This window comes from Candidatus Thiodiazotropha sp. LNASS1, from assembly GCF_964212655.1.
Lineage (GTDB): Bacteria > Pseudomonadota > Gammaproteobacteria > Chromatiales > Chromatiaceae > Thiodiazotropha.
Window position 1 is genome coordinate 95,828 of sequence record NZ_OZ156465.1, and the last position, 21,751, is coordinate 117,578.

24 protein-coding genes are annotated in these 21,751 nt (G+C 50.7%); 7 read left to right on the plus strand and 17 right to left on the minus strand.

Annotated elements, in window-relative coordinates; genetic code table 11:
* Positions 1-81: 81 nt before the first annotated feature.
* Together AB8516_RS00505 and AB8516_RS00510 are read right to left on the minus strand one after the other, a co-directional pair.
* Positions 82-261, minus strand: a complete 180-nt coding sequence (locus AB8516_RS00505) for a hypothetical protein (protein ID WP_369157005.1) — start codon at positions 259-261, stop codon at positions 82-84.
* A 276-nt stretch (positions 262-537) separates the two neighbouring features.
* The gene (locus AB8516_RS00510; protein ID WP_369157007.1) at positions 538-1,089 is read right to left on the minus strand and encodes a hypothetical protein; all 552 of its coding nucleotides are present in this window, start codon (positions 1,087-1,089) and stop codon (positions 538-540) included.
* Between the two features lie 298 nt (positions 1,090-1,387).
* Between AB8516_RS00510 and AB8516_RS00515 the strand changes: the two genes are divergently transcribed.
* Both AB8516_RS00515 and AB8516_RS00520 read left to right on the plus strand, forming a co-directional pair.
* On the plus strand, positions 1,388-1,873 hold the full coding sequence (locus tag AB8516_RS00515) for an antirestriction protein ArdA (protein WP_369157009.1): 486 nt from the start codon (positions 1,388-1,390) through the stop codon (positions 1,871-1,873).
* A gap of 208 nt (positions 1,874-2,081) precedes the next feature.
* On the plus strand, positions 2,082-2,315 hold the full coding sequence (locus AB8516_RS00520) for a hypothetical protein (protein WP_369157011.1): 234 nt from the start codon (positions 2,082-2,084) through the stop codon (positions 2,313-2,315).
* A gap of 93 nt (positions 2,316-2,408) precedes the next feature.
* Here AB8516_RS00520 and AB8516_RS00525 read toward each other — a convergent pair whose 3' ends face one another.
* From AB8516_RS00525 to AB8516_RS00595, 15 genes are all read right to left on the minus strand, one after another.
* The gene (locus tag AB8516_RS00525) at positions 2,409-3,011 is read right to left on the minus strand and encodes a hypothetical protein (RefSeq protein WP_369157013.1); all 603 of its coding nucleotides are present in this window, start codon (positions 3,009-3,011) and stop codon (positions 2,409-2,411) included.
* Complete coding sequence (locus tag AB8516_RS00530) at positions 3,008-3,556, minus strand: hypothetical protein (protein WP_369157015.1); 549 nt, start codon at positions 3,554-3,556, stop codon at positions 3,008-3,010. The genes AB8516_RS00525 and AB8516_RS00530 overlap by 4 nt, the downstream gene beginning before the upstream one ends.
* A 214-nt stretch (positions 3,557-3,770) precedes the next feature.
* Positions 3,771-5,096, minus strand: a complete 1,326-nt coding sequence (locus AB8516_RS00535; protein ID WP_369157017.1) for a relaxase/mobilization nuclease domain-containing protein — start codon at positions 5,094-5,096, stop codon at positions 3,771-3,773.
* Complete coding sequence (mobC, locus tag AB8516_RS00540) at positions 5,093-5,503, minus strand: plasmid mobilization relaxosome protein MobC (protein ID WP_369157019.1); 411 nt, start codon at positions 5,501-5,503, stop codon at positions 5,093-5,095. Before mobC ends, AB8516_RS00535 begins: the two co-directional genes overlap by 4 nt.
* On the minus strand, positions 5,503-5,925 hold the full coding sequence (locus tag AB8516_RS00545) for a hypothetical protein (RefSeq protein ID WP_369157021.1): 423 nt from the start codon (positions 5,923-5,925) through the stop codon (positions 5,503-5,505). Before AB8516_RS00545 ends, mobC begins: the two co-directional genes overlap by 1 nt.
* 107 nt (positions 5,926-6,032) lie before the next feature.
* The gene (locus AB8516_RS00550) at positions 6,033-6,212 is read right to left on the minus strand and encodes a hypothetical protein (protein ID WP_369157023.1); all 180 of its coding nucleotides are present in this window, start codon (positions 6,210-6,212) and stop codon (positions 6,033-6,035) included.
* Positions 6,213-6,234: 22 nt separating this feature from the next.
* A complete protein-coding gene (locus AB8516_RS00555) occupies positions 6,235-8,772 on the minus strand; it encodes an EAL domain-containing protein (protein ID WP_369157025.1) in 2,538 nt (845 codons plus the stop codon).
* 13 nt (positions 8,773-8,785) lie between these two features.
* Positions 8,786-9,382, minus strand: a complete 597-nt coding sequence (locus AB8516_RS00560) for a cysteine hydrolase family protein (protein WP_369157027.1) — start codon at positions 9,380-9,382, stop codon at positions 8,786-8,788.
* A gap of 215 nt (positions 9,383-9,597) precedes the next feature.
* Positions 9,598-9,963, minus strand: coding sequence for a tautomerase family protein (locus AB8516_RS00565; protein WP_069126823.1), 366 nt, complete (start codon positions 9,961-9,963; stop codon positions 9,598-9,600).
* Between the two features lie 144 nt (positions 9,964-10,107).
* Positions 10,108-11,457: a POT family MFS transporter gene (locus AB8516_RS00570; protein WP_369157030.1), complete on the minus strand. Its 1,350-nt coding sequence runs from the start codon at positions 11,455-11,457 to the stop codon at positions 10,108-10,110.
* A 113-nt stretch (positions 11,458-11,570) separates the two neighbouring features.
* Positions 11,571-12,455, minus strand: coding sequence for a DUF6635 family protein (locus AB8516_RS00575; RefSeq protein WP_369157032.1), 885 nt, complete (start codon positions 12,453-12,455; stop codon positions 11,571-11,573).
* Positions 12,456-12,705: 250 nt separating this feature from the next.
* The gene (locus AB8516_RS00580) at positions 12,706-12,963 is read right to left on the minus strand and encodes a DUF2282 domain-containing protein (RefSeq protein ID WP_369157034.1); all 258 of its coding nucleotides are present in this window, start codon (positions 12,961-12,963) and stop codon (positions 12,706-12,708) included.
* A gap of 400 nt (positions 12,964-13,363) precedes the next feature.
* Complete coding sequence (locus AB8516_RS00585; RefSeq protein ID WP_369157036.1) at positions 13,364-14,905, minus strand: M48 family metalloprotease; 1,542 nt, start codon at positions 14,903-14,905, stop codon at positions 13,364-13,366.
* Between the two features lie 458 nt (positions 14,906-15,363).
* The gene (locus tag AB8516_RS00590; RefSeq protein WP_369157038.1) at positions 15,364-16,671 is read right to left on the minus strand and encodes a cytochrome-c peroxidase; all 1,308 of its coding nucleotides are present in this window, start codon (positions 16,669-16,671) and stop codon (positions 15,364-15,366) included.
* A 48-nt stretch (positions 16,672-16,719) separates the two neighbouring features.
* Positions 16,720-16,899, minus strand: coding sequence for a hypothetical protein (locus tag AB8516_RS00595; RefSeq protein WP_369157040.1), 180 nt, complete (start codon positions 16,897-16,899; stop codon positions 16,720-16,722).
* 112 nt (positions 16,900-17,011) lie between these two features.
* Between AB8516_RS00595 and AB8516_RS00600 the strand changes: the two genes are divergently transcribed.
* From AB8516_RS00600 to AB8516_RS00620, 5 genes are all read left to right on the plus strand, one after another.
* A complete protein-coding gene (locus AB8516_RS00600) occupies positions 17,012-17,956 on the plus strand; it encodes a LysR family transcriptional regulator (RefSeq protein ID WP_369157042.1) in 945 nt (314 codons plus the stop codon).
* Positions 17,957-18,098: 142 nt separating this feature from the next.
* Entirely contained in the window at positions 18,099-18,566 is a 468-nt protein-coding gene (locus AB8516_RS00605) for a group 1 truncated hemoglobin (protein WP_369157044.1), read from the plus strand.
* Positions 18,567-18,700: 134 nt separating this feature from the next.
* Complete coding sequence (locus AB8516_RS00610; RefSeq protein WP_369157046.1) at positions 18,701-19,237, plus strand: heme-binding protein; 537 nt, start codon at positions 18,701-18,703, stop codon at positions 19,235-19,237.
* Positions 19,238-19,555: 318 nt separating this feature from the next.
* Positions 19,556-20,374, plus strand: a complete 819-nt coding sequence (locus AB8516_RS00615) for a type IV toxin-antitoxin system AbiEi family antitoxin (RefSeq protein ID WP_369157048.1) — start codon at positions 19,556-19,558, stop codon at positions 20,372-20,374.
* Positions 20,375-20,613: 239 nt separating this feature from the next.
* Positions 20,614-21,171, plus strand: a complete 558-nt coding sequence (locus AB8516_RS00620) for a nucleotidyl transferase AbiEii/AbiGii toxin family protein (protein ID WP_369157051.1) — start codon at positions 20,614-20,616, stop codon at positions 21,169-21,171.
* Positions 21,172-21,751: the final 580 nt, after the last annotated feature.

A 21,751-nucleotide genomic window follows, 5' to 3' on the forward strand; every position in this document is an offset into this window, starting at 1 on the left:
TCCTCCTACGCCAAGAATAACTTATACTTATCGTGGAAGCCAATCAAAAGTAAGTGAGCAAGTGAGAGAGTATAAACTGTATCAAGGGCATAACGCCCTTGATGCCAGTTCACTCTGAATATTTTCGATAGATGCCAGGGCGTTTCTGCGCTTTTGGCTTTTAGGTTCACTACTAGCAAGGGTGTTAAATGCCTCTCTGAGTAATGTGCGCAGCCCGGTTTCATTTTTGGCTGCCAGTTCAAATCGTGTAACAAGTTCCATTTTTTACCTCCTGATTTAGGAGGCCGCGACCACCGCGACCTTTCGTAAGGCCGCTCGTGCGCAGGAGGTCATGATCTGCACCTATGGTCGCAATGTATGGAGATGCGTGGACCCATTACGGATGTGCACGCTTGCAGATGTATGGCTTACTGTCGCTAAGAACAGGACGCTCGATAAGGCCGCTGGTTGTGGCTGGATTATCAGGTGCGTAATTGGTGACAGGTTATCTCGATGAACCGGTAGCCAGAAACCGCACTAAGAGCATGCCCAGAGCATTTATTCCTCAGCCGGGTCGGTTGTCTGGAGTGTCAGGTTTTGGATGCAGCGCTTGCGGCCTTCCTTGATCTCATGGAGGGAGATGTAGACCGGCTTGCTACCCGATAGAATGATTAGGCTGTCAGAAACCATACGCGGGCTCACCCATAGCCATGTGATCCACCGGTTTTCACCCCGGACCTTGTCAATGTATGCAACGGGCGGCGGGGACGCGTAGACCAGGTATTCCCGGCCCCTGTATGTCCGGTAGCGATAATCGCCTTCATTGTTGCGCTCACGAAGGTCTTTGATCCGGGGCGTCCGCTGATCTATATCCGGCGCGCCGTACATGCTGATCTCGAAACGGTGACCGGCCCGGTCCTCCGGGTCGGTGCAAAGGCCGGTGATTTCCAGCTTGGTTTCGAACTCGTGTACGGGTTCCTCTTCGTTGTCGATAAGACGCGGCGAACCCAGCAGGCTCGAATTTATCCCCGCATCAGCCCGTACTGAATAGTTATCCACCTTTATCGCAATGAAGGCGTAGTCGGGTTCCATCTTTTTTCGGCGTTTCATAACTTCTTCCAATCCTCTTTAGGAGAGCAGCCTGTCAATAGACCGCTGTTTTGGAGGTAACTGACTGAATAGCGCTGTGTTTATGCCTCATACCTCCCTGATTCCGTGAAATATTTAGTGTGGCAACTCTGGCATCAGCCGGGGCGCTGCAAGTCTTCCCTTTGGCTACGACCATCAAACCCGTGTCCTCGTGCCTGCGGGCCGCGCCAATTTTGATGGTCTTCGGACTTTTCCGCTTCCCCTTATGACTGCTGCCTGCCGTGAAACCCCGATTTCACGAAAAACAGGAGATACGAACATGACCACTTTCTTCGCCCAGCCTTACTCAATCGAACACACCGGATTTTACTTCGACAGCCTGGAGGACTTCGAGGCCGGAATGGAAAAGCTAAACGCCGGAGGGTGCGAAGAAGTAGAAATCCAGTACATTGATGGTGAATGTGGGCTCTCCCGTCTGGCGAAGGCCGCTGGGATCGACCAGGCCACCGTCGGTCTTTGGTTTGAGGAACTTGAAAACTTCGACAGCATGGAAACCGACCAACTCTGTTTCCTCCTGGATCGGGGCTTCTCCCTCGACGAAGCGCTCACCCGGTATCGATACGTTGCGATCTACTATGGATCGGTTGAGGACTACGCACGGGAGTTGATCGAAGAAACCACTGATATACCGGAGAGCCTGCGCTATTACATAGACTACGAAGCCATCGCCCGCGACATGGGCTATAACAGCGAGATCGAGGAAATCGAGCGTGAGGTTATCGTCACCAATGCCTATGAGTTTTAATCTCACAGCCAAGCCCTCGATAGAATAACCGGGGGCTTACCTTCGACCACCCGCAAGGCTGTAACGACGTGTCCGGTATTTACCGGGCATTTTATTGATTCTTTACGCTTCCTTCAGGTGTTGCTGGTAAAAATGGTAATTAATATCAATAAATCTGTTTGAAGGTGGGGATATGGCGCTTTGTCTAAGATATCCCCAAACCCATTCCATGAAAGTAAAACTCAACGGCATTATCACAACAGAAGAATTGCACCAATTGCTTTATCAGGCAGTGACAGAGGTGGAAGACCTCGGTATCCGGCAAATGCGGGGATGTAATCTATATTTTACGCCGGTCGATGGAAGTGGGAAATCGTATAAACCACGAAAGAACGGCAAGGCTGTATCGGAAATTGATGTTGATGGTCCTTATCGTTGTGCGGCTGATGATTTGAGTCTTTAGCTTGCTAAGCAGCAGATGTGATAAATATTTTCTGGTGAAATCAGAAGTTACTCTAGTTTGTCGCTACGTGATAAAGGACTGATGCAGTCCGTATTATTTAACATCTGTATCTTCGTGTTCAATGTTATCTTCGCTTTCCATTTCTTCGTTCATTGGGTCTAACGGTTCAATCGGCTTCCGTACTCGACGCACCATTGCTGCAACGATATCGAAGCCATAGGAATATTTCCACATCCTCGTTGAATAAAAAGAAAGAATTATGAAATGAAGCAGAAACGTAAATGCGAGAGGGAAGACAACTAGAAATAACGTAAGCCATGCCCAATATTCCGGTATTTCATGATTCATAGTGGACGCTTCTGCTAGAAACCATAGCAAGGCCATAGATATAACAGAAGCCAGCACTACAGCTATTTTTATCACTAACTCCGAGTGTTTACGATATTTAATTCTTAATTCACTGAGCAAGTGGCGAAGATTGGTAACTGATTCACTTTCATCCGGTTCAGTTCCTATGGAGCAATTGCCAGTTCCTTGCATGATTTCTTCGAGAGCAGCGATTATTCTCTCCTCTTGGCTGGAAAACACACGTTGAAATAAATCAAAGATAAGGTTTCTGATGGAATTTAAGAGACTGAACGCCAAATTGAGCCCTACGCCCACCTCAGCGAGCGAATTCAAAGCATCTGGCGTCACAAACAACGCCCTATTTCTAAAACCCGATTAGGTGTTCCGGAAAGTTTGAATGCTCTATCGAATGCTCTATTTAACTTGTCTGCAGTGTCGGGCTCGTTGAAGTTCGCAATGGCTTCGCAAGCCTGATGATTAAACTCGTATCTGAAACCGGTGTAATCCATTGTTGCAAAATGCTTTGCAGCAGACGAGGCGTAATTGCCAATTGCGTTTCTAACCTCGACACACCCGTGCCGTTCTTTGTCTCGCAACGAGTTGATTAGTTGCCCAAGCCGAAGACTCTCGAAGTCGTGGGGCGTCATAGAAGTTTGCAATAGGATTTGCAGTGTACTGTACGGATCAGATAAAAACTTGCTCGCGCTTTCGATCAATCCATCTGTTCCATAGACGCGGTCGTTTAGTCCGCCAGAATATATTCTTATTTCAGAAGACGCATATCTGAACATGGTACTGAGTAGCACCTCGGCATTCACTGGCTGACCATTTGGTATTCGTCTATTAATTCGCTCTTTGGCACATTTTTCTATTATATTTGAGTAATTGAGCATGGCGAAGGAATTCCCTGTGAACGCGCTAAACCCTGTACCCGAGTGAGGGTAATTGGTTAGAATATACCTGTCAGAGCAGAAAAACTACCCGAAAATGATCGAAAATGGGGAAAAAACACTTCTTTTTCCCTCGAACCGGAACTTGGCATTTGGATTAGCAAGAGCCTTAGTTCTCCCAGTTTGGGCTCTTAGATAGCTACTCTGCTCAGGCCACTCATATTTCCGGCTCGAAACCACGACCTCGCTTGCGATGCCATTCTAGTAAAAGTGACCGTTTTGGCTTCTCTGAGGTTTTTAGAAAATCTTCCCTCAGTTTTGAAAGCTTGCCGGATTTCATTTCCCTGTACTGATAAATATCCTGGCGTAGTTCCTCAATTTCCAGTTTATGGCGGTACTGTGCATTTCTCTGGCGCTGGCTGAGTTGCTGGTGCTGTTCGATATGCTTGAATATTAGATTGTCTTTTTCCGCACGGTCCCGCTGCATGGCCAGCAAAGTTTCCAGTTCGTTCTGACGCCGCACCTTGGCGTGTTTTCCTGTCAGGACATGCCAGACGCCCTTGAGACCGCCGACAAGACGTTTCGCCCTGACGTTGGTTTCAGCCTCCCAGCGTTCACTCTGCATCTGTTCAAGGTGCTGACGTTCGCTACGCTGGCGCTCCACTAGTTGTAAGCGCTTGAATTCCAAGGCGGCTGAGAGGTTTTGTTTTTCGTTTTCAGCGTCTTTCAGGTACTGCCTGAGCTTAGCCGCCATCCGGTCGGAAATTTGTGCTTTTGCCTGCTCAACCATGGGGAGGGCCAGGGGATCACCGAGCCTTTCCCGCACGGCCTTGGTCCGAACGCCCGTATATTTGGCGATGACGTAAACCTCACCCTGATAATCGAGCGCGACATAGCCGCGCCGATCACCCCGTGCCAGGACAAAGCCCTGAGCCAGGAGGGCTTGCTCAAAGGCCTTTCGGCTATCCGATACAGCCCAGCAATCCTGGAATATCCGTTTGATGTCTTTGGGGTTTAGGCCTACACGCCGCGCCTGTTGCCATTCTTCGCGACTGTAATTGAGGGGATTGCGGTCTTTTCTGTCGGCTAGCCCTGGAGGCATTTTCCAGTCATGCTCCAAATACAGCTCTCGGGAAACGTCTTTGAGTTTCATTTTGAAGAATGGCAGGTTAATCGCTTTCATTTCTGCAGTGTCAATCCGCGACCAGACGACATGGGCATGGCGGCGTCCTTCCTTCTCATGAAAGACGATGGCTCTTGGTTGGTCATCTAATTCAAGCTTTTGCTCGATTTGCTCTATCGCAGCCTCAAATGCCTTAATTGAAACTCGCTCAGAGGGAGGTGGATTCATGCTCAGGGAGAAGAAGGGTTGCTTTGCGCGAGTGCCTTTACTGATAGCATCAACCTCACTCAGGGCCGAGGGTAGATAATTGGTCACAAATCCCCGCAGTTCATGGATTTCAACATGCTCATTCTGGCCTATTTTGAGCAAATAATTACCAAGTTGCCTTCCATGGGCGCGTTGTTTCCCTTTGAGGATCATGGCAGTCCCTCGGAACTGGGGAAGCCCAGTGCTCGCATGAGCCGTCTGCGCATATCCTGAACCGCACTACAGGCCTCATTAATAGCTTTTTCGGTGTCCGGCGTCACCGGCAGGGAGCCCGTGTTGACGGCTTTGGCCAGTTGATTGAGGTTGTTGGCGATCCGGGACTGCCCCAACCCACCCAGTAAACTGGCCATGGCGCGGTCATCTTTTATAGGCTTTCGGGGGCGTGTCCGCACTTTGCGGGGTGCTTCACTGCCCCCGAACAGTTTGGAGCGTATATACACCCCTAACGGCAAGTGTCCGGCTTCTTGTTCCAGTGCCGCACGTTCTTCAAAGGTTAGTCTGAGGGAAAAGGGTGAGGGTATCCCATTGTTGTTTCTTGATTTTATCGGAGGTGTGCTCATCAGGCCACCTCCTTGAAGAATGGAGCATATTTCTTGAGAAATTCATCCCATTCCTCTAATGTTTGGAAAAGGCGGTTCGAAGTTTCTCCTTCGAAGTGCGCCATATTCTCAAGCATCACCAGTAGTACAAATCGCGCCTTAAATTTAATCGAGGATCTTCGAACCTCCGACTTCAAAGAGCCGGTTCGACCAGCGCCGCAGGTGCGCAGAACGCCGCGCAGCGGCGGCCCCGGAGGGGTGAGGGCCACAGGCCCGAATAATCCTTCCGGGCGCGCCATTTTCTCAAGTATCACCTGTAATGCAAATCGCGCCAAAAGAAGAATCGAGAGTATTCGAACCTCCGACTTCAAAGAGCCGGTTCGACCAGCGCCGCAGGCGCGCAGAACGCCGCACAGCGGCGGCCCCGCTGGGGTGAGGACCATCGATCCGAATAATCCCTCCGGGCGCACCATATAGATCTAAGAGTTAACGCTTATTTAGTGGCTAGCGCTTTTTCCTTTCCCGACAGTTTTCCGATAAATCCTTTACTTCAACCGACCATTTTCAGGGTGGGGGTCTGGGCGTTGCTACGATCAACGATCATTTCAGCGGTATTCAGCAGCTCTTGCCGTTCCGCTGCCGTGTAATGGGTCGTGATGTCCCCGTTAGCATGCCCCGGCAGGGATTTCGCATCTCCAGCGGAACGCCTGTTCCCCTGAACTGATACCAAGGCGATACTTCTGATATCTCTTTCAAAAAGCACTCGATTTAGGTGAAAGGGGGCTCAGCAGGGAATCAATGTCCTCTATCGGCAACGGCCGGTTAATCCAGTAGCCCTGGAAGCGTTTGCATCCGCAGCTTTTCAGTAGCTCGAATTGCTGTTCATTGCTGACACCTTCTGCAACGACCTCAAGACCGAGATTTCTACCCATCTCAATGATGGTCCTCACCATGGTGAGATCACCTTCGTCCACCAGGATGTCCTGCACGAACGACCTGTCGATTTTTAATTGTGAGACATTGAAGCGTTTCAGATAACTCAATGAGGAATAACCGGTGCCAAAATCGTCAAGCGAAGTCTTGATGCCCATGCGATTGAGTTTTTCTATCTTTTCATTGGTGCTGGAAAAATTGATGATCAGGGTGCTCTCGGTCAATTCCAGGTAGAGTTGATTGCAATCAATGCCGTACCTGTCGATGCTCGATGCCAGGTTACTGATGAAATCGGGTTTTTTGAACTGTAGCGCACTGATATTGACAGACAGGGTTAGCGAACGGGTTGAGCTTTCCTGCTGCCAGCGCTGCAATTGGTGGATGCCCTCATTGATCACCCATTCACCAATCGGGACGATCATACCGTTGAGCTCGATCAGGGGGAAAAGCTGGTCGGGGCCGATGATGCCTTTGTCCGGATGGTGCCATCTGAGCAATGCTTCGGCGCCGACCACATTGCGCTCGTGATCCACAATCAATTGATAAAACAGGCGGAACTGATTCTGTGTCAGGGCATAGGCCAGTTCACGCTCAAGTTGGAGTCTACTTTTGAGTTCCTGCTGCATCTCCGGATTGAAAAAATGAACGCTGTTGCGGCCTGATTTCTTGGCTTCGTACATGGCGGTGTCAGCACGCTTGAGAATGTCTTCCGCGCGTGGGTATTCATCCCTGAACAAACAAACACCAATGCTGCAGGTGCTAGAGTAGCTGATGTTTTTAAGGTTCGACTCGGCGGACACTGAAACCAGTATTTTTTCGCAAATGGTCAAGACACTGCTGTTGATTTCAGCTGAATCTCTACCCATGTTTTCCAGTATGACCACGAATTCGTCGCCACCGAGACGCGCCACCAAATCGACTTCCCGAAGGCAGGAAGTGATACGCGATGCGACATCGATAAGCAGCAGGTCCCCGATATCATGCCCGTAACTGTCGTTAAGATTTTTGAAATGATCCAGATCGATAAACAGGAGGGCGGAATAGGTCAGTTGACGACGGCTATGGAGTATTGCCTGTTTCAGGTGACTCATGAACAGGCGGCGATTGGGTAGACGGGTCAGTGGGTCATAAAAGGCCAGTTCTTCCACTTCCTTTTCGATCTGTTTGCGATGCGTGATGTCGTCCTTTACCGCGATGTAGTTAGTGATCTGTCCCTGCGCATCCAGCACCGGCGTGATGGTCATGAACACATCGAACAGGCTGCCGTCTTTCTTGCGGTTGATTAGGTCACCCTGCCAGACCTGTCCTGAACTGATGGATTGCCACATATTCTCGTAAAAATCATTTTCCTGCTTGCCGGAATAAATCAGTTGCTTCGGATTATTCCCCAGTACTTCTTCCATGTTGTAGCCAGACATCTTGAGGAAGGCCTGGTTGGCCCATTCAATCTCGCCATCCGGATCGGTGATGAAGATAGCGTTGGCGGTGGCTTCCAGCGCAAGGTTCTGTTTGAGCAGTTTTTGTTCGATCTGTTTGCGTTCTGTTACATCGACATGGGTGCCCACTAACCGTTTAGGCGACAGGGGGCGGCTGTTATCATCACAGGCGAGCGATGCCCTGGATAAAATATTCACCCAGTGTCCGGCCTTATGCTGCATGCGGAATTCCACTTCAAACTTGTCAATGTGACCGTCGAGATATTGCCGGACCTGTTTCAATGTGGTGCCTCTGTCATCGGGATGTACCAGTTGCTCCCACACCGTCAGGTCGTTCTCCAGCAGCTCATCGTCCCGATAGCCCAACATGCTTTTCCAGCGGGGGGAATAATAAACCTCGTCAGTTTCAAGATTCCAGTCCCAGTAGCCGTCGTTGGCACCCTGCAGCGCAAAGAACAGGCGTTCTCGATTCAGACTCAGTTCGCACAACATATCCTTATGTTCGGTGACATCGATGATGGTTCCGACAATGCCTGTGACATCACTAATTTCAAGTTGCGGCGTTAGGGTCATTTCGACCGGGGTGCGTATATCGTTTTCTCCTATCAATTCAGATTCAAATGAAAAAATCTGCCCACTGCTTATAAGCAGCTGATGCACAATGGCATCGAATTCGGCACGATCCGCTTCAGGTAGGAAATGAGACAATGGCAGATGAACAGCCCTGTCGATCGAGGTGCCGGTGATGTTTTCCCAGGCCAGATTCAGGAAAGTCATCCGACCGTCCCGATCCAATTGGAAGACGATTTGTTTGAGATTACTGACCAGTTCCCTGTAGCGGCGTTCAGAAGTACGCAAACGTTCAAGCAGTTTCAGGTTCAGCTGGGCCTGTAATTCGTCGCTTGTGATCTGCTTTTTCACCGTAGATCGCGGTTTATAGTTGCTCGGTCAGCTGCGATGAGGTGATGGCTTCGGCATACAGCGGAAATATCTCCTCACAATAAAATTCCTGCTCGAAACTGCTGCGTCCGGTGGTGCAGTCTTTCAGAATGGTGACTGAATAACCCTTGTCGAGCGCGGTGCGGGCGGTAGTGTCAATACAGATTGATGTGACCGCACCGGCGAATACCACATCGGTGATGTCGTGTGATTGCAGCAATTGTTCCAGTGATGTATTAGAAAAGGCGTTCAGTCCGCGCTTGCCCGGAACCGTAATGATCCTGTCACTGAAGGCCTTGATTTCAGCCACGGTCTCGCAACCTGTCGTACCATGCTTGAACGCCCCTATCTCCTTGATGGTTTTCAGGATACCGACCGGCTGGGTGATTTCGGAATAATCGCTGGTAAATACAATAGGAGTGTTAATCAGCAGGATCGGTGTGTCTTTCAGGTGCTTTATGAGATTGACCGTGTTTTTCAGAGCGAGACCTGCTGCTTCTGAACTCTCAAGTGCTCCATGCAATGCCCCATCTTTGAGAAAATAATCATTCTGAAATCCAATGAGAATGATGGCAGTTTGATTGAAAACCATGGATTCATCGATTTGGAAAAGTTATTGAATAAGATCGATTTTAGCACAGATTCGACCAGCGCCGCGTAGCGGCGGCCCGAATAATCCTTCCGGGCGCGCCATATTTTCAAGTATCACCGGCAGTGCTAATCACGCCTGGCGTGGAAGCGAGGTTGTTCGAACTTCCGACTTAAAAACCAGATGATTTTAATGGCTTATGCGAAATAGATATCCCCTTACACGACGAATTGAGCAACGCCATCACGAAACGACCAATCAACATCGTGATTCTCTGCAATCGTGATCAGAACATTCGCCGGATCTATACCGGGATTTTTTGCTAGGTTTTCAACACATTTTTTGTAAAAGGCCTGTTTCGCCTTGTTTGAACGTCCCGCACGCATGATGAGAAACATCATTACCCGATCTCCATCGCGCTCCTGAAATTGCAGACAATGCGGTTCCACTTCATGAACGATCTGATAACGATCATCGTCAGGAAAGTCCATCGTCTCAATAACCGCAGAATTCACACCGTCGGTAACGGCTTTAATATAGTCAGGTGACTTACCCTTGAGTATGGAAATGTTGACTAGCGGCATAGCAGATCCTCTTTTGTTGGTTGAACTGATTGCGCATATACAAAGCAGTAAAGTATCGAACCGCCTGGCCGTACTCTTGTCTTGCCATAATCCCCCATCGCTTATGAACAGCAAAGATCGATAGTCGATCTATACGTTCATCATTCAATCCCGATTGACTGGTACAGCCACAGCTTCGGTGTGTAACCTGCTGTGTTCCGGAATATATCGCGACACCAACGCAAACAGCCCTGTGGTTATCAACATCAAGAGAGCGAAGAAAACATAGTAGTCCGCACCCTGCAGAAGTTCACTGCCTTCGATGGCGAAATTGACCATGCTTGTAAAGAGGTTTCCCAAAGCGACGGACATCATGAAAAAGGCCATCACAAATGACTTCATCCGATTGGGCGCCTGAGTATACGAGAACTCCAGGCAGGTGATCGATACCATGACTTCGCCGCTGGTGAGCACCAGGTAAGCCAATAACTGCCAGGCGACGGTTGGGGTCTGCCCGATGTCGATCAGGTGCTGAGTCCATCCCGAGATAGCGAAGGCCGCAGCCGCGAGCAGCATGCCATAGCCGATCTTTCGCAGGGCCGTCAGGTGCCAGCGGCGTTGGATTGCCGGATAGATGAGATAGGAAAAGGTTGGTACCAGCAGCATCACCAGCAGGGGATTGGCCGCCTGGATCTGGGCCGGTAGTATCTCCACGCCTAACAACGTTAGATCCATTGACTTGGCCTGGATTACCCAGGCTGAGCCGGTCTGGTCGAACAGGGCCCAGAAGACGGCAACGAAGAGATAGAGTATCAATAGCCGAGCCAGGGTGAGCAATCCATCGCGGCTGAATGTCTCGCGGACAAATTCCCACCCACCAGGCGGGATGTGGACAAAGCGACGGCGGCCGGCCCAGAAGAGTATTGTGGCGATGACCATCAGTACACCGGGTACACCGAAGGCCCAGGCCGGTCCAACCTGCTGCAGCAGCCAGGGGGTGGCCAGGGTTGAGATGAATGCGCCCAGGTTGACGGCGAAGTAGAACCAGCCGAAGGCCCGCGGCAGAAGGTGTCCGTTGGTGCGGCCGAACTGATCCCCCACATGGGCGGATACGCAGGGCTTGATTCCACCGGAACCCAAGGCGATCAGCCCCAATCCGAGCAAGAGGCCGAGGCGGGTATGGTCCAACGCCAGAGCAAAGTGGCCGAGACAGTAGACCAGGGAGAGCAGGATGATGGTGCGGTACTTTCCCAGCAGGCCATCGGAGATCAGAGCGCCCAGCAGGGGTGTGATATAGACCGCCGAGACGAATAGATGGAACCAGCCCTTCGCCTCCTCTTCGTTCATCGGCTCCGCAACGCCGCTACTGTTAAGCAGGTACTGGGTCATGAAGACGACCAGTATCGCCCGCATGCCATAGAAGCTGAATCGCTCAGCCGCTTCATTGCCGATGATGAAGGGGATGCCCGCCGGCATATTACGGGATGGCAATGGGGCGTGGAGATAGTCAGTCACGTATCCAAAGGTACTCTATGGTGGTTGCATCTGACCCATCATAACCAATTACCCGGATACTCGCCCAGGCACTCTGATACGAGAGAAACCATTTATGGGCTCTGCCGCGGTGATTAAAACGAAAGCAGTCCTTTGACCCAATCGATGAAATCATAGATCCGGCCGACAAAGGTATCTTTGGGGCGATACCCTTTTGCGGGCGATTGGCAGGCACTTTTCTCGATGGCGTCCAGAAGCTGATTGAGTCGGCGTTGATGTATCCCGGTACGCTTCTGGATGGGATCGTGAAGCATGCCGGAAAATGCCGCCACCAGGGCGATCGTCACCATCACCACCAGAACGGTTGCCATCACGATGCCAATCGGCGGACTTACCGGGAAGAGGGTGTAGTAGAAGCGTCCCAATGTCTCTCCGAGAAAGAAATCCGAAGCGGCCTGTTCCCCGGCGACTAGGTGGGCGACTGCAGCACCGGCTGAAATGGAACCGGGTGTGAATTGATTCAACAGGATTAAACCCAGAATGGCCGCCAATGTGCCCGCGGTGATATCGCCGGCTACATTTCTTGTTTGCACATAGATCTGCAATGGCTCTTTGGCTGATTGGTGGAGAAGCTGCCGTAACCGTGTATCTGCTTCTTCATGGTGGCGGGATAACATGAGCAAGTCCGTATACAGGTGTGTGGTCAACGCCTGTTGAACCCTTGTGGGTAGTCCAAGATGGGTCTTCAACAGACGTCGGGCCAGGCGATGCGCTCCGAGTAGTTCGAAAAGCATAGCGATCAGCCGGAGCAGAAAATTGGGAAAGCCCATCAGGAAGTTGAATGGTGCGACCAGGATGTCGCCTCCCAGGGCCAGTCTGTTTAACCGGAAGGCGCCTTGCAGGGAAAAGTGCCTGTTTACGAAGGTTGGAATTCGTTGTCTGCAGGCCTCAATGTGGCTAACCAGTTGCCCCCGACTGACCGGATCGGTGAGATAGGGCTGTTGAATATCATCTGGCATCGTTTGAGGAAAGATCGGTGGCGGGCGGCAATGAGAACAGGTGACATCATATCACCCCAGGGGAATATTGCCTGATCTGGGTCACATTATCCAAGTACTTCTGCTTCATGGTTTTTTTCTATATTAACCAGCTACAGCAAGGTAGGTACGGCAAACCTGGAGGCAGAGTGAACAACCCCGGTTAAAAGTGACAATCGGGATAGTGTCTGCCGGATGGGTGTGCCCCATCCGGCAGAGTCGACTTGCTTGATTACTTTTCCGCCAGGCTGCCGCCTACAATCTTTTCACAGGTCCCTTTGAGTACCAGCATCCAGGCGTTGCCCTGGCCGTCTGATGTGGAGGAGCCGGCACAGCTGGTGCCGGGGCCTGCCTTACAGTCGTTTTTACCCGCTTTGGCTACGCCGTAACACTTTTCCGTACCGGCAGAGGGCGCAGCATTCGCCGCCCCCATGGCCAATGCAGTTGAAATCGCTCCGGCCACGATGGCTGTCTTTGTAGTCTTGTTCATGGTTTCTCCTCAGATGGATATGTAATTGAATCAGTAGAATTCATCAGCCTGCTTGATGCATGACTTCAAGCAAGAATACGGACCAAGTCCGATCCTGGATTCACCTGAAGAGAAAAATTTTCATTGTTCAATGTGGTTATTGGTTTTATTGGCCAGGTCGAATGGTAGGCGTCACTATCGCTGAAACGATTAAGCCTTTTCATATTCAGGATTACTAAGGAGATGCTGTCCATGGCATCGTCCAGAGGGAGAAAGCAGAGAATGAGATTTCCTGATTCCTTCAATTTCAATAGGTTACAGCGATGAAAGATGGCGATACGTCTCTGTGCGGCCTGATCCTCAAAATCTGTATGGTTGAAGGATGGGGTTCAACTGAATCCAACCCCGAACGGTTGCAGGATCATTTGGCAAGACGGGCGCCGATGATGCCGAATTTGGCCTTCGACAGTTGCGCTTTCGGGATATTCTTCACGCCCAGGTCGATGATTCGCTTTTTGCCGGAAGGCAAAACCGGTTTGTAGACGCGTTTGAGTTTTCTGATCTGGCCATTGGCATCGCGGAAATGGATTGCAATGACGATACTTTTTACATCGCGGGGGGTTGGGTTGTATAACTCCGCTTTGACTCTTCCCTTGTTGTCCAGGCCGGTCCGGAGTTTGATGTAGTTTTGCGGATTCTCCGACAAATCGAGCGCCATCAAGGCGCTGTAGGCGGCCTTGCCCTCCGTGGTATCTTTCGAGGCGGCCTTGCGATAGTAGGATTTGGCGGATTTCAGATTACCGGCCGCCTGAGCCAGATTGCCCAGGGAGTTGTAGGCATTCGCTGTCGGCAATAGTTGGATGCTCCTCTCCAGATCGAGCTTGGCGGCGTCGGCATTCTTCAGTTTTTCGTTCACCAGCCCCCGTTTGAGGTAGTAGTAGAAAAAGCCGTCATTCAGTTTAATCGCTTTGTTATAGTGCTGCTTGGCAATCGCAGGGTGCTTTCTTTTCTCCTCAATATCCCCGAGCAGGGCATGAAAGTGGCCCTCCTTGGGTTCCAGGCGCAGGGCCTTGCCGACCATTGTCCTGGCCTTTTTGAGGTTACCTTTTTGCAGTGCCTTGCGACCCTCTTCATAGGCCTCATAGGCTGGCTTGGTGCGTTTTATGTGGGCCGTTCTGGTTTTGAAACGATCCTTGCCGACGCTGCCGCCTTTAGGAAGCTTGGCGGCTGTCTTGATATTGTTCTCGACCCGCTCTCTGGAGGGTGGATGGCTGGCGAAGAGTCCACTGAGCCAATCCTGGTTTTTACCTTCAGAGAGACGTACGAATGTACGTTGCAGTTCGATTGCCCCCTGGGGATCGTATCCCGCCTTCGACATATATTTCATGCCGTAGTAGTCGGATTCACGTTCTGCGTCCCGGCCATATTTCTTGGTGATCAATTGGCTCCCGAGACCGGCCCCCAACTGTGCGATTTGGGCATAGTCTTTTCCCTGGGTACCGATCACAGTTGCCATTACCGCACCCTGAATCAACATCCCTCGGGACATGCTGCTGGCGGTATGCTTTGCCGCGGCATGGGTGATTTCATGTCCCAGCACGGCAGCCAGTTCCGCTTCGCTCCCCAATTCGGTCAATAGACCGCGGTTGATGGAGATCTTACCGCCGGGGAGTGCCCAGGCATTGGGAACCGAGTTATTCAAGACCTTGAATTCGTAGGGCAGCTTGCGATCACTGACAGCGGCCAGTTTTTGACCGATTTCGCTGACGTAGGCGGTCAGCTTCTTATCCACCACGTAGTCACCCCCCTGGGATTGGCGTAGTGGCGCATAGTTCTTTCGGCCGATCTCCATCTCCTGCGCCTCGGAAACCAGGCTTAGTTCTTTCTTTCCGGTGACAGGGTTCACCGCGCAGCCAGTGATCAGGGAAAGGGAGAGGGCGACAGGGATCAGTAACCTATTCATATCATATCTCGGTCTAAATCAGTTAAGTCATTCTCTGCTGCAATCCGAGCGGTTGTATAAGTCGCGGTGCGTTATAGACAACGTAAATTGACCCTACGATAGCTGGGCTCATGATGTCAATGTACCCGGCTCAAGCTGGATGAAAATCTATAGGTCTAGTCTATTGACCACGATCCGTTCATGATGTTCTGGTTCCTGTGCAGGCAATATCAATTCTGTTATGTGGCCTTTTTAAGTATATGAAATACATTATATTAGTTGAGGGACAGGGAGGCGGATCAGAAGCGCTGGAGGGAGTGCGCTTTATTACATTGTTTTACATTCGTTGAGTGCCGTTTTTACTTCAATCCGCTGATACATGCAGATAGCCAAGGATGTATGATCTTTCAGAAAGGCAGATACCGTATTATTCAAGGGCATGTTAACGGGCAACGGCCAGCCTCTTTGGTTCCCCTTTATTATTGCTGGCTGATTGGCAACTTACCTTCCAACGACTCGAGAAAGGCCACAATCTCTTCAACCTCAGTATCACTCAAGGCCTGATGGCCCTCTACCCTGAGTCGTTTACTGTTACTCAGCCATTGAATTGATCTGTCATCAGTGTCTCTATTGCTTATGGCTTTGTTCAACTGAACATGGGCCATGATGCGTACCGCCTCTTCCAGAGAGGAAACAGAACCATTGTGGAAGTAGGGACCGGTTCGAGTGACATTGCGTAGCGAAGGAATGCGCCAGACACCTCTGTCCGAGCCGTTATCCTTTGCTGCTGCGCCGAGATCATCGCTTAGGCGATGCCGCTGCTCATACACCGTATTGGGAATGGTAGGGAATATCCTGTAGGGCGTGTCGTCACTGAAGAGACTTGCTGCGCTGAAATTCGGTCCGGAGTGGCAAAGGATGCAGCCGGTGGACTCGAACAGCGCCATACCGCGAATCTGCTTTTCAGTGAGTGCGCTCGAATCGCCCCTGATAAACCGGTCATAGGGTGAGTCAGGCGTGATCAGGGTGCGCTCATAGCTGGCGATAGCCATTGCGATGGTGGCGATGGTGATCGCTGGCCGGGTTGGAAACGTTGAACTGAACAACGCCTGGTACTCTGGAATATTGCGTACTGTCTTTACCACATGATCCAGTGAGGGCATACCCATTTCAATCGGGTTTATCAGCGGACCCATTGCCTGCTCCTCAAGTGATGAGGCGCGCCCGTCCCAAAACAGTACTTTCTGGAAGGCCGCATTGAGCACTGTGGGGGCGTTTCTGGTGCCCTGTTTACCGTAAATACCGATCGATGCGATCCGTCCATCCCCGCCACCTTTGTCATCGGTGAGTTCATGACAGGATGCACATGAAAGGGTGCCGTCTGCCGATAACCGCGTATCGAAGAACAGCTTTTTGCCCAGCCTGATTTTTTCGGCAGTAGGCGGGTTGTCCTCAGGATATGGAGCTGAGGTGGGCAGTGCCTGCCAGGTATAGGGGGTTTTGAATATCCTTGAATCATAGCGTTGGTCGGTAGATGCAATGACCGATGCAAACTCATGCTCACGTTCGGGGAACAGCGACAACATAGGCCCGGGGAAGAGTGAGAAGATCACGATAAGCCCAATCTTCAGACTGAATGCGATGATACCGGTACCGAGGCCAATCCCTAGAAACCATTTTCGCCGCTGATTGGGTGTGAGTTCGCGAACCATGCTGATCAGCAGAAAAAAACCGGCTATGATTGCAATCAATCCGAATGCCAGAAGCTCAATTATTCCCGTATTCATCCTATCTCTTCAGTCCGCTAAATGTGGCAGATCTACATGCTGAAGGGGTTACTTGAAGCCAAGCTTTCTATACAGCACCAGTCCTGGACAGAGACCCGTAAGGCCGGCGAAGACCAGCATCCCGGCAGGCAGATAGAGGAACCAATGCACCTGATTCCAGCCGGACAATCCAATCCCGGCAAAGAGCAGTGCGGCGACGGTCAAAAACAGCATTCGCTGGGCGCTCATCGTTGATCTCCATAGTGTTGAATTGTGTCGATGAAAAGCATAAGCTCGAGCCGAATAATTGAGAAATTCTATTTATGAATACTATTTATTTGATATCCGAATAAATTAAGTTATGAATCTAAAGCAGCTTCAGTTTGCCGTACACGTAGCCGAGACCCACTCGTTCAGTCGCGCTGCGGAGCTTTGCTTCGCCACTCAACCGACGTTGTCGAATGCCATCTCGCAACTTGAGGATGAATTGGGGGGGAGGTTGTTCAGTCGCACGACGCGTAGGGTTGATCTGACTCCCTTCGGCGAATATATGCTGCCGCGTATCAAGGATGTACTACTGAGTCTCGATGAATTGACCAAGGCGGCAGAGTCCTTCCACAATCCCACGCATAAGATTTTGCGCATTGGTTTTTCTCCCCTGGTCGACATGCAGAGGCTGGATCATGTGTTGGCGCCGTTTCGACAGGCAAATCCGGATATCACGATCTTCTTCAAGGAGTGTTTTATCGATGACCTTGCCGAGCGTCTGAGCAGGGGACAGATCGATGTGCAGATCCTGCCGACGACAACTGAGAGCGAGAGAGAACACGCCTGCCTTTTCTACCGGGATTCTCTCCACTACCTGCCGGCGGCTGATGACAATCAAGTGGCGAATCATCTGTCATTCAAAATAACAGACCTGCCTGCCACTCCGATCATCCTTACAGGTGGCGGTTGCGGACTGAATGCTGCCTTGTCAACGTTACTCAAATCCCAGGGTGTTGAGTTGCATGCCTATGCGGGGCAGGCCCTGACCTATCAGGTGATCGAGGATTGGGTCTCATTGGGAATAGGCGCCGGTATTCTGCCGAAGGCCAAAATATCACCAGATAATATGGCCAACTTCCCGCTATTTATCGATAAAGATGAACCCGCCTGTTTCAGCTTTGAGTGGAGTTGGCAATCTGAAAGCACTGAGTCCGCGCATGTTCAATCGTTTATCGATTATATCCGGACGACAGTCCCCGCATTGGTTTCCGGTCAGGCCGAGACAGGCAGCCAGCAAAGTGTTGGCCAATCAATTTGAGAACGATTGGGATTGATTTAAAAACTGAATAAATTACATTCTTAAATACAATTTCTAATTTTATCGACATATACCTACCCTGAAACAGCGGCCAACAATCGAGTCGCTTTGCAAACAAATTTTACCGTTAAGGAGTAGTGTTATGAAGACCCGTTTTCACCAGTTTGCCATTACCGCTGTTCTGCCACTTGCATTGGTGTGTGCTGCACCATCAGCAATCGCCGGCGACAATAATCCATCACAAGTCTCTCTCTATGAACGGCTGGGCGGTTATAACGCCATCAGTGCTGTCGTGGATGATGTGGTTGTGCAGATTGCAGCAGATGAAAAACTCGGGCGCTTTTGGGCGCATCGCGGTAGTGACGGTATTACAAGGGAAAAACAGTTGATTGTGGATTTTATCGTCTCTAAGGCGGGTGGCCCGCTCTACTACCGAGGGCGGGAGATGAAACTTTCCCATGAGGGTATGAGGATAGATGAGAAGGATTGGGAGATCCTGATCACCGCACTGAAAAATACCCTGCACAAATTCAAAGTACCCGCCACAGAGAGTCGTGAAGTGTTGGATTTCTTTGCCGGTACAAAGAAAGACATTGTAGAGAAATCCTAGCATCGTCTGACAGGTTATATCGACCTGTTGCCTACTGATGACGGATAACTCTCAGCGTGTGATCAAAGTGGCTTGACCTGTTAGATTGCTCGCTGAGAGTTTGGCGGAAAATCATTGTTTACCGGAGTAAAAAAATGCTATCCAGGAGCCTCTACTTACTGACCGTGCTTGCCATATTCTTTAACAGTTCCGCAAATGCCGACTCGCAGCATGGCAGTGCTGTTTATCAGTTTCGGTCGATCTCATTGGAAATGGCTTCCAAGGCGGCATGGGGCGCAATCAATGACTGCCGTAATCGAGGTTATTCTGTTGCGGCTGCAGTGGTGGATCGCGGTGGCAATATACAGGTTCAGCTACGAGACCGTTTTGCCGGTCCACATACTTCGGAGACCGCATATCGGAAGGCCTGGACAGCCAACAGCTTTCGCCAGTCAACTGCCGAACTGGCAGGCATGCTTGAGGAACGGCGCATTCCTGACCAAGTGGCTAACAATCCCGGTGCACTGCTTGTGGGTGGTGGCTTGACGATAGAGGCGGGTGGTGAATTTCTAGGCGGTATCGGTATCTCGGGCGCGCCACCGGGGAATTCCGAACGGGACAGCATTGACGGCGTTTGTGCCATGGCTGGACTCGAAACGGTACGTGATGCATTGGAGTTCGCTGATGAATAATCAGAGTAGTTACGCGATCGATGCAAGAGATATTCGATCAGGTTGACTTTTAGAACCAGTACTACATGGTTCAATGAATGTGTTTGAGGAAATTGGTGCCGAGGAGAGGACTTGAATTTTCGCTGAATCTATGAAATCTTGTAATTATATCAATATGTTACGGCTTCTTTATTTCTCTGCGTTCCATTCACGTTCCACGCTGATCGTTGTCGATGTTCCACCGACAGAGACTTAACCTCAATATCTCGGAATATCTTCACTGCCCCAGCCATATGCAAAAATCTTGAATTATTATCGATTTTCACATATAAACGGGGAATGACTTCCCTTGATTACTATCTCGATGACCTGCTTTCCCGCGGCCAGGCCTACTTCTCTCGTGAAGAGGCGTTGGAAGCGCTTGGACTAAGCTCAAAGGCCTTCATTGCCGCGGCCAGCAGATTGAGCAAAAAGCATCGGTTGGCATCACCCCGTCGAGGTTTCTACCTGATCCTGCGGCCGGAGGACAGGGTGGCCGGTGCGCCCGATCCAGTGCGCTGGATCGATCCCCTAATGAAATACCTCAAGCTCGATTATCGCATCTCGCTGTTGCGGGCTGCTGCTTTCCATGGCTCCTCACACCAGGCGGCCATGGTCTTTCAGGTGGTCGTTCCCAAGCAGCTGCGGGCGTTCGATATCGGCCGCCACCGCCTCCAGTTTATTTACCAGACCCCGGCGGCCTTTACCAAGACCAATCTGCCTGATTGGCTTGCGCAAATGAAAAGCGAGGCGGGATTCGCAAAGGCTGCTGGCGTGGAGCTAACCCTCCTGGATTGTGTCCGCTACTTCCACAAGGCTGCCGGCATAAACGGCGTGGCCCAGGTCACAAAGGACATCGGTGCCAAGGCCGATCCACACAAGCTGGCCAAGGCCGCCCTGGCCTACGAGAACGCCGCGGTGCGCCGGCTGGGATATTTGCTGGAGCGTGCAGGCCTTGCACGCCAGGCTGAGGCGATAGAACCGTTTGCAAGGAAGGCCAAATCCATGAAGCCCCTGGACCCATCCGTTAAACCGTTGACCGAAGCGCTGGCGGAACTGCATGAAAAAAACGCCAAGTGGATGCTCGTGATCAATGAGCTTGTGGAGATCGACTTTTGATCCCGGCCTCCTACATCCAGGAGTGGCGCAGCAAGGCCCCTGGCCGGATTCGAGACAGGTCGAGCAGGACCTGATCATCTCGCGCGCCTTGTGTGACCTATTCAATTCACCAGCGTTAGAGGGCAAGATCGCCTTTCGTGGCGGCACAGCCATTAACAGGCCCTAGTACTACTATCGATGCTGTTCGTAACGCGCTTTCCTGGTTGGGAAAATGTAACCGGAATCAAGCCGACCACTCAATGCATCTTGTATTCAAGTTAGTGCCCGAAGCGGATATAGAAACTACGCTCAAGCTGAAAGTCGAGATCAATACCCGCGAGCATGAAAGCCTGTATGGCATTAGACCGTATCCTTTCGAGGTTGACAGTAGTTGGCACAAGGCGAAAACCGATATCTCGTCTTTCGAACCGGAGGAATTGTTCGGGACAAAGCTTCGCGCTTTGCTGCAACGGCGTAAGAACCGTGACCTGTTTGACTTACACGAGGGGCTCAGACAACTCTCGATGGATCCCGACAAGCTCATAGCCTGCTTCGAGCACTATTTGGTGCTGGAGGGTACGCTGATCACGCGCGCTAATGCTGAACAGCGCATGCTGGAGAAGCTACGTCGAAGCTTGACGGATGACATTGCACCATTGTTACCTGCTGGCATCCAATTCGATGATGACGTTGCCATAGATGCATTCAACCACGTATGGAGAAAATTGATTACGCGGATCAAAGGTGATCCGTGGAAGTTGTCCGAGCAGGTGATTGATGAGCTGCGCAATGGAAAGATGCCAAGTTTGCTTCGATAGTGTGTTGCCTCAATGGTTGACATAGGCATTCGCTACCCCTAAATGATTTAGGGGTAGCGACATATATTGGCAACTTAACGGACCTGGCGAATCTGACGCCGTTGAGGAAGTGGGATGGGTCCATACCATCAATCAGGTATGTTTATGGTATTGCAATACTTGAACCTGGCAGCGCCATTCCTTATCTGCAGTCGACCATGGAACGTCCGCACAATCGTATCATCTGTCAGGACACCACTTAATCACGTATTCATCAAGAAGGGCAAATGTCTTGATGTTACCCACACACTATCCATCCAGCCTGTTTGGGTACGATTAGCGCAATCGTAAGCTTCCACTGAATGTGAGGATTATAAGTAATGCATAGATGGAATGGCGCAAATAAATAAAAAGTCGTTTAATTCTTTGACTCAGATCAATTGTATGGATGATTTAGTTTACGTTGATTGGGCTGATGATTTAAAGTGATGGCCGTTCAATTGGGTTGGATCTTGTATCAGTAGTATACAGTTCAATAATTCTAATAACGAAGACACATCAGGTTACCGATGACCAGGATGCTGTCAATTTCAGGGACGAA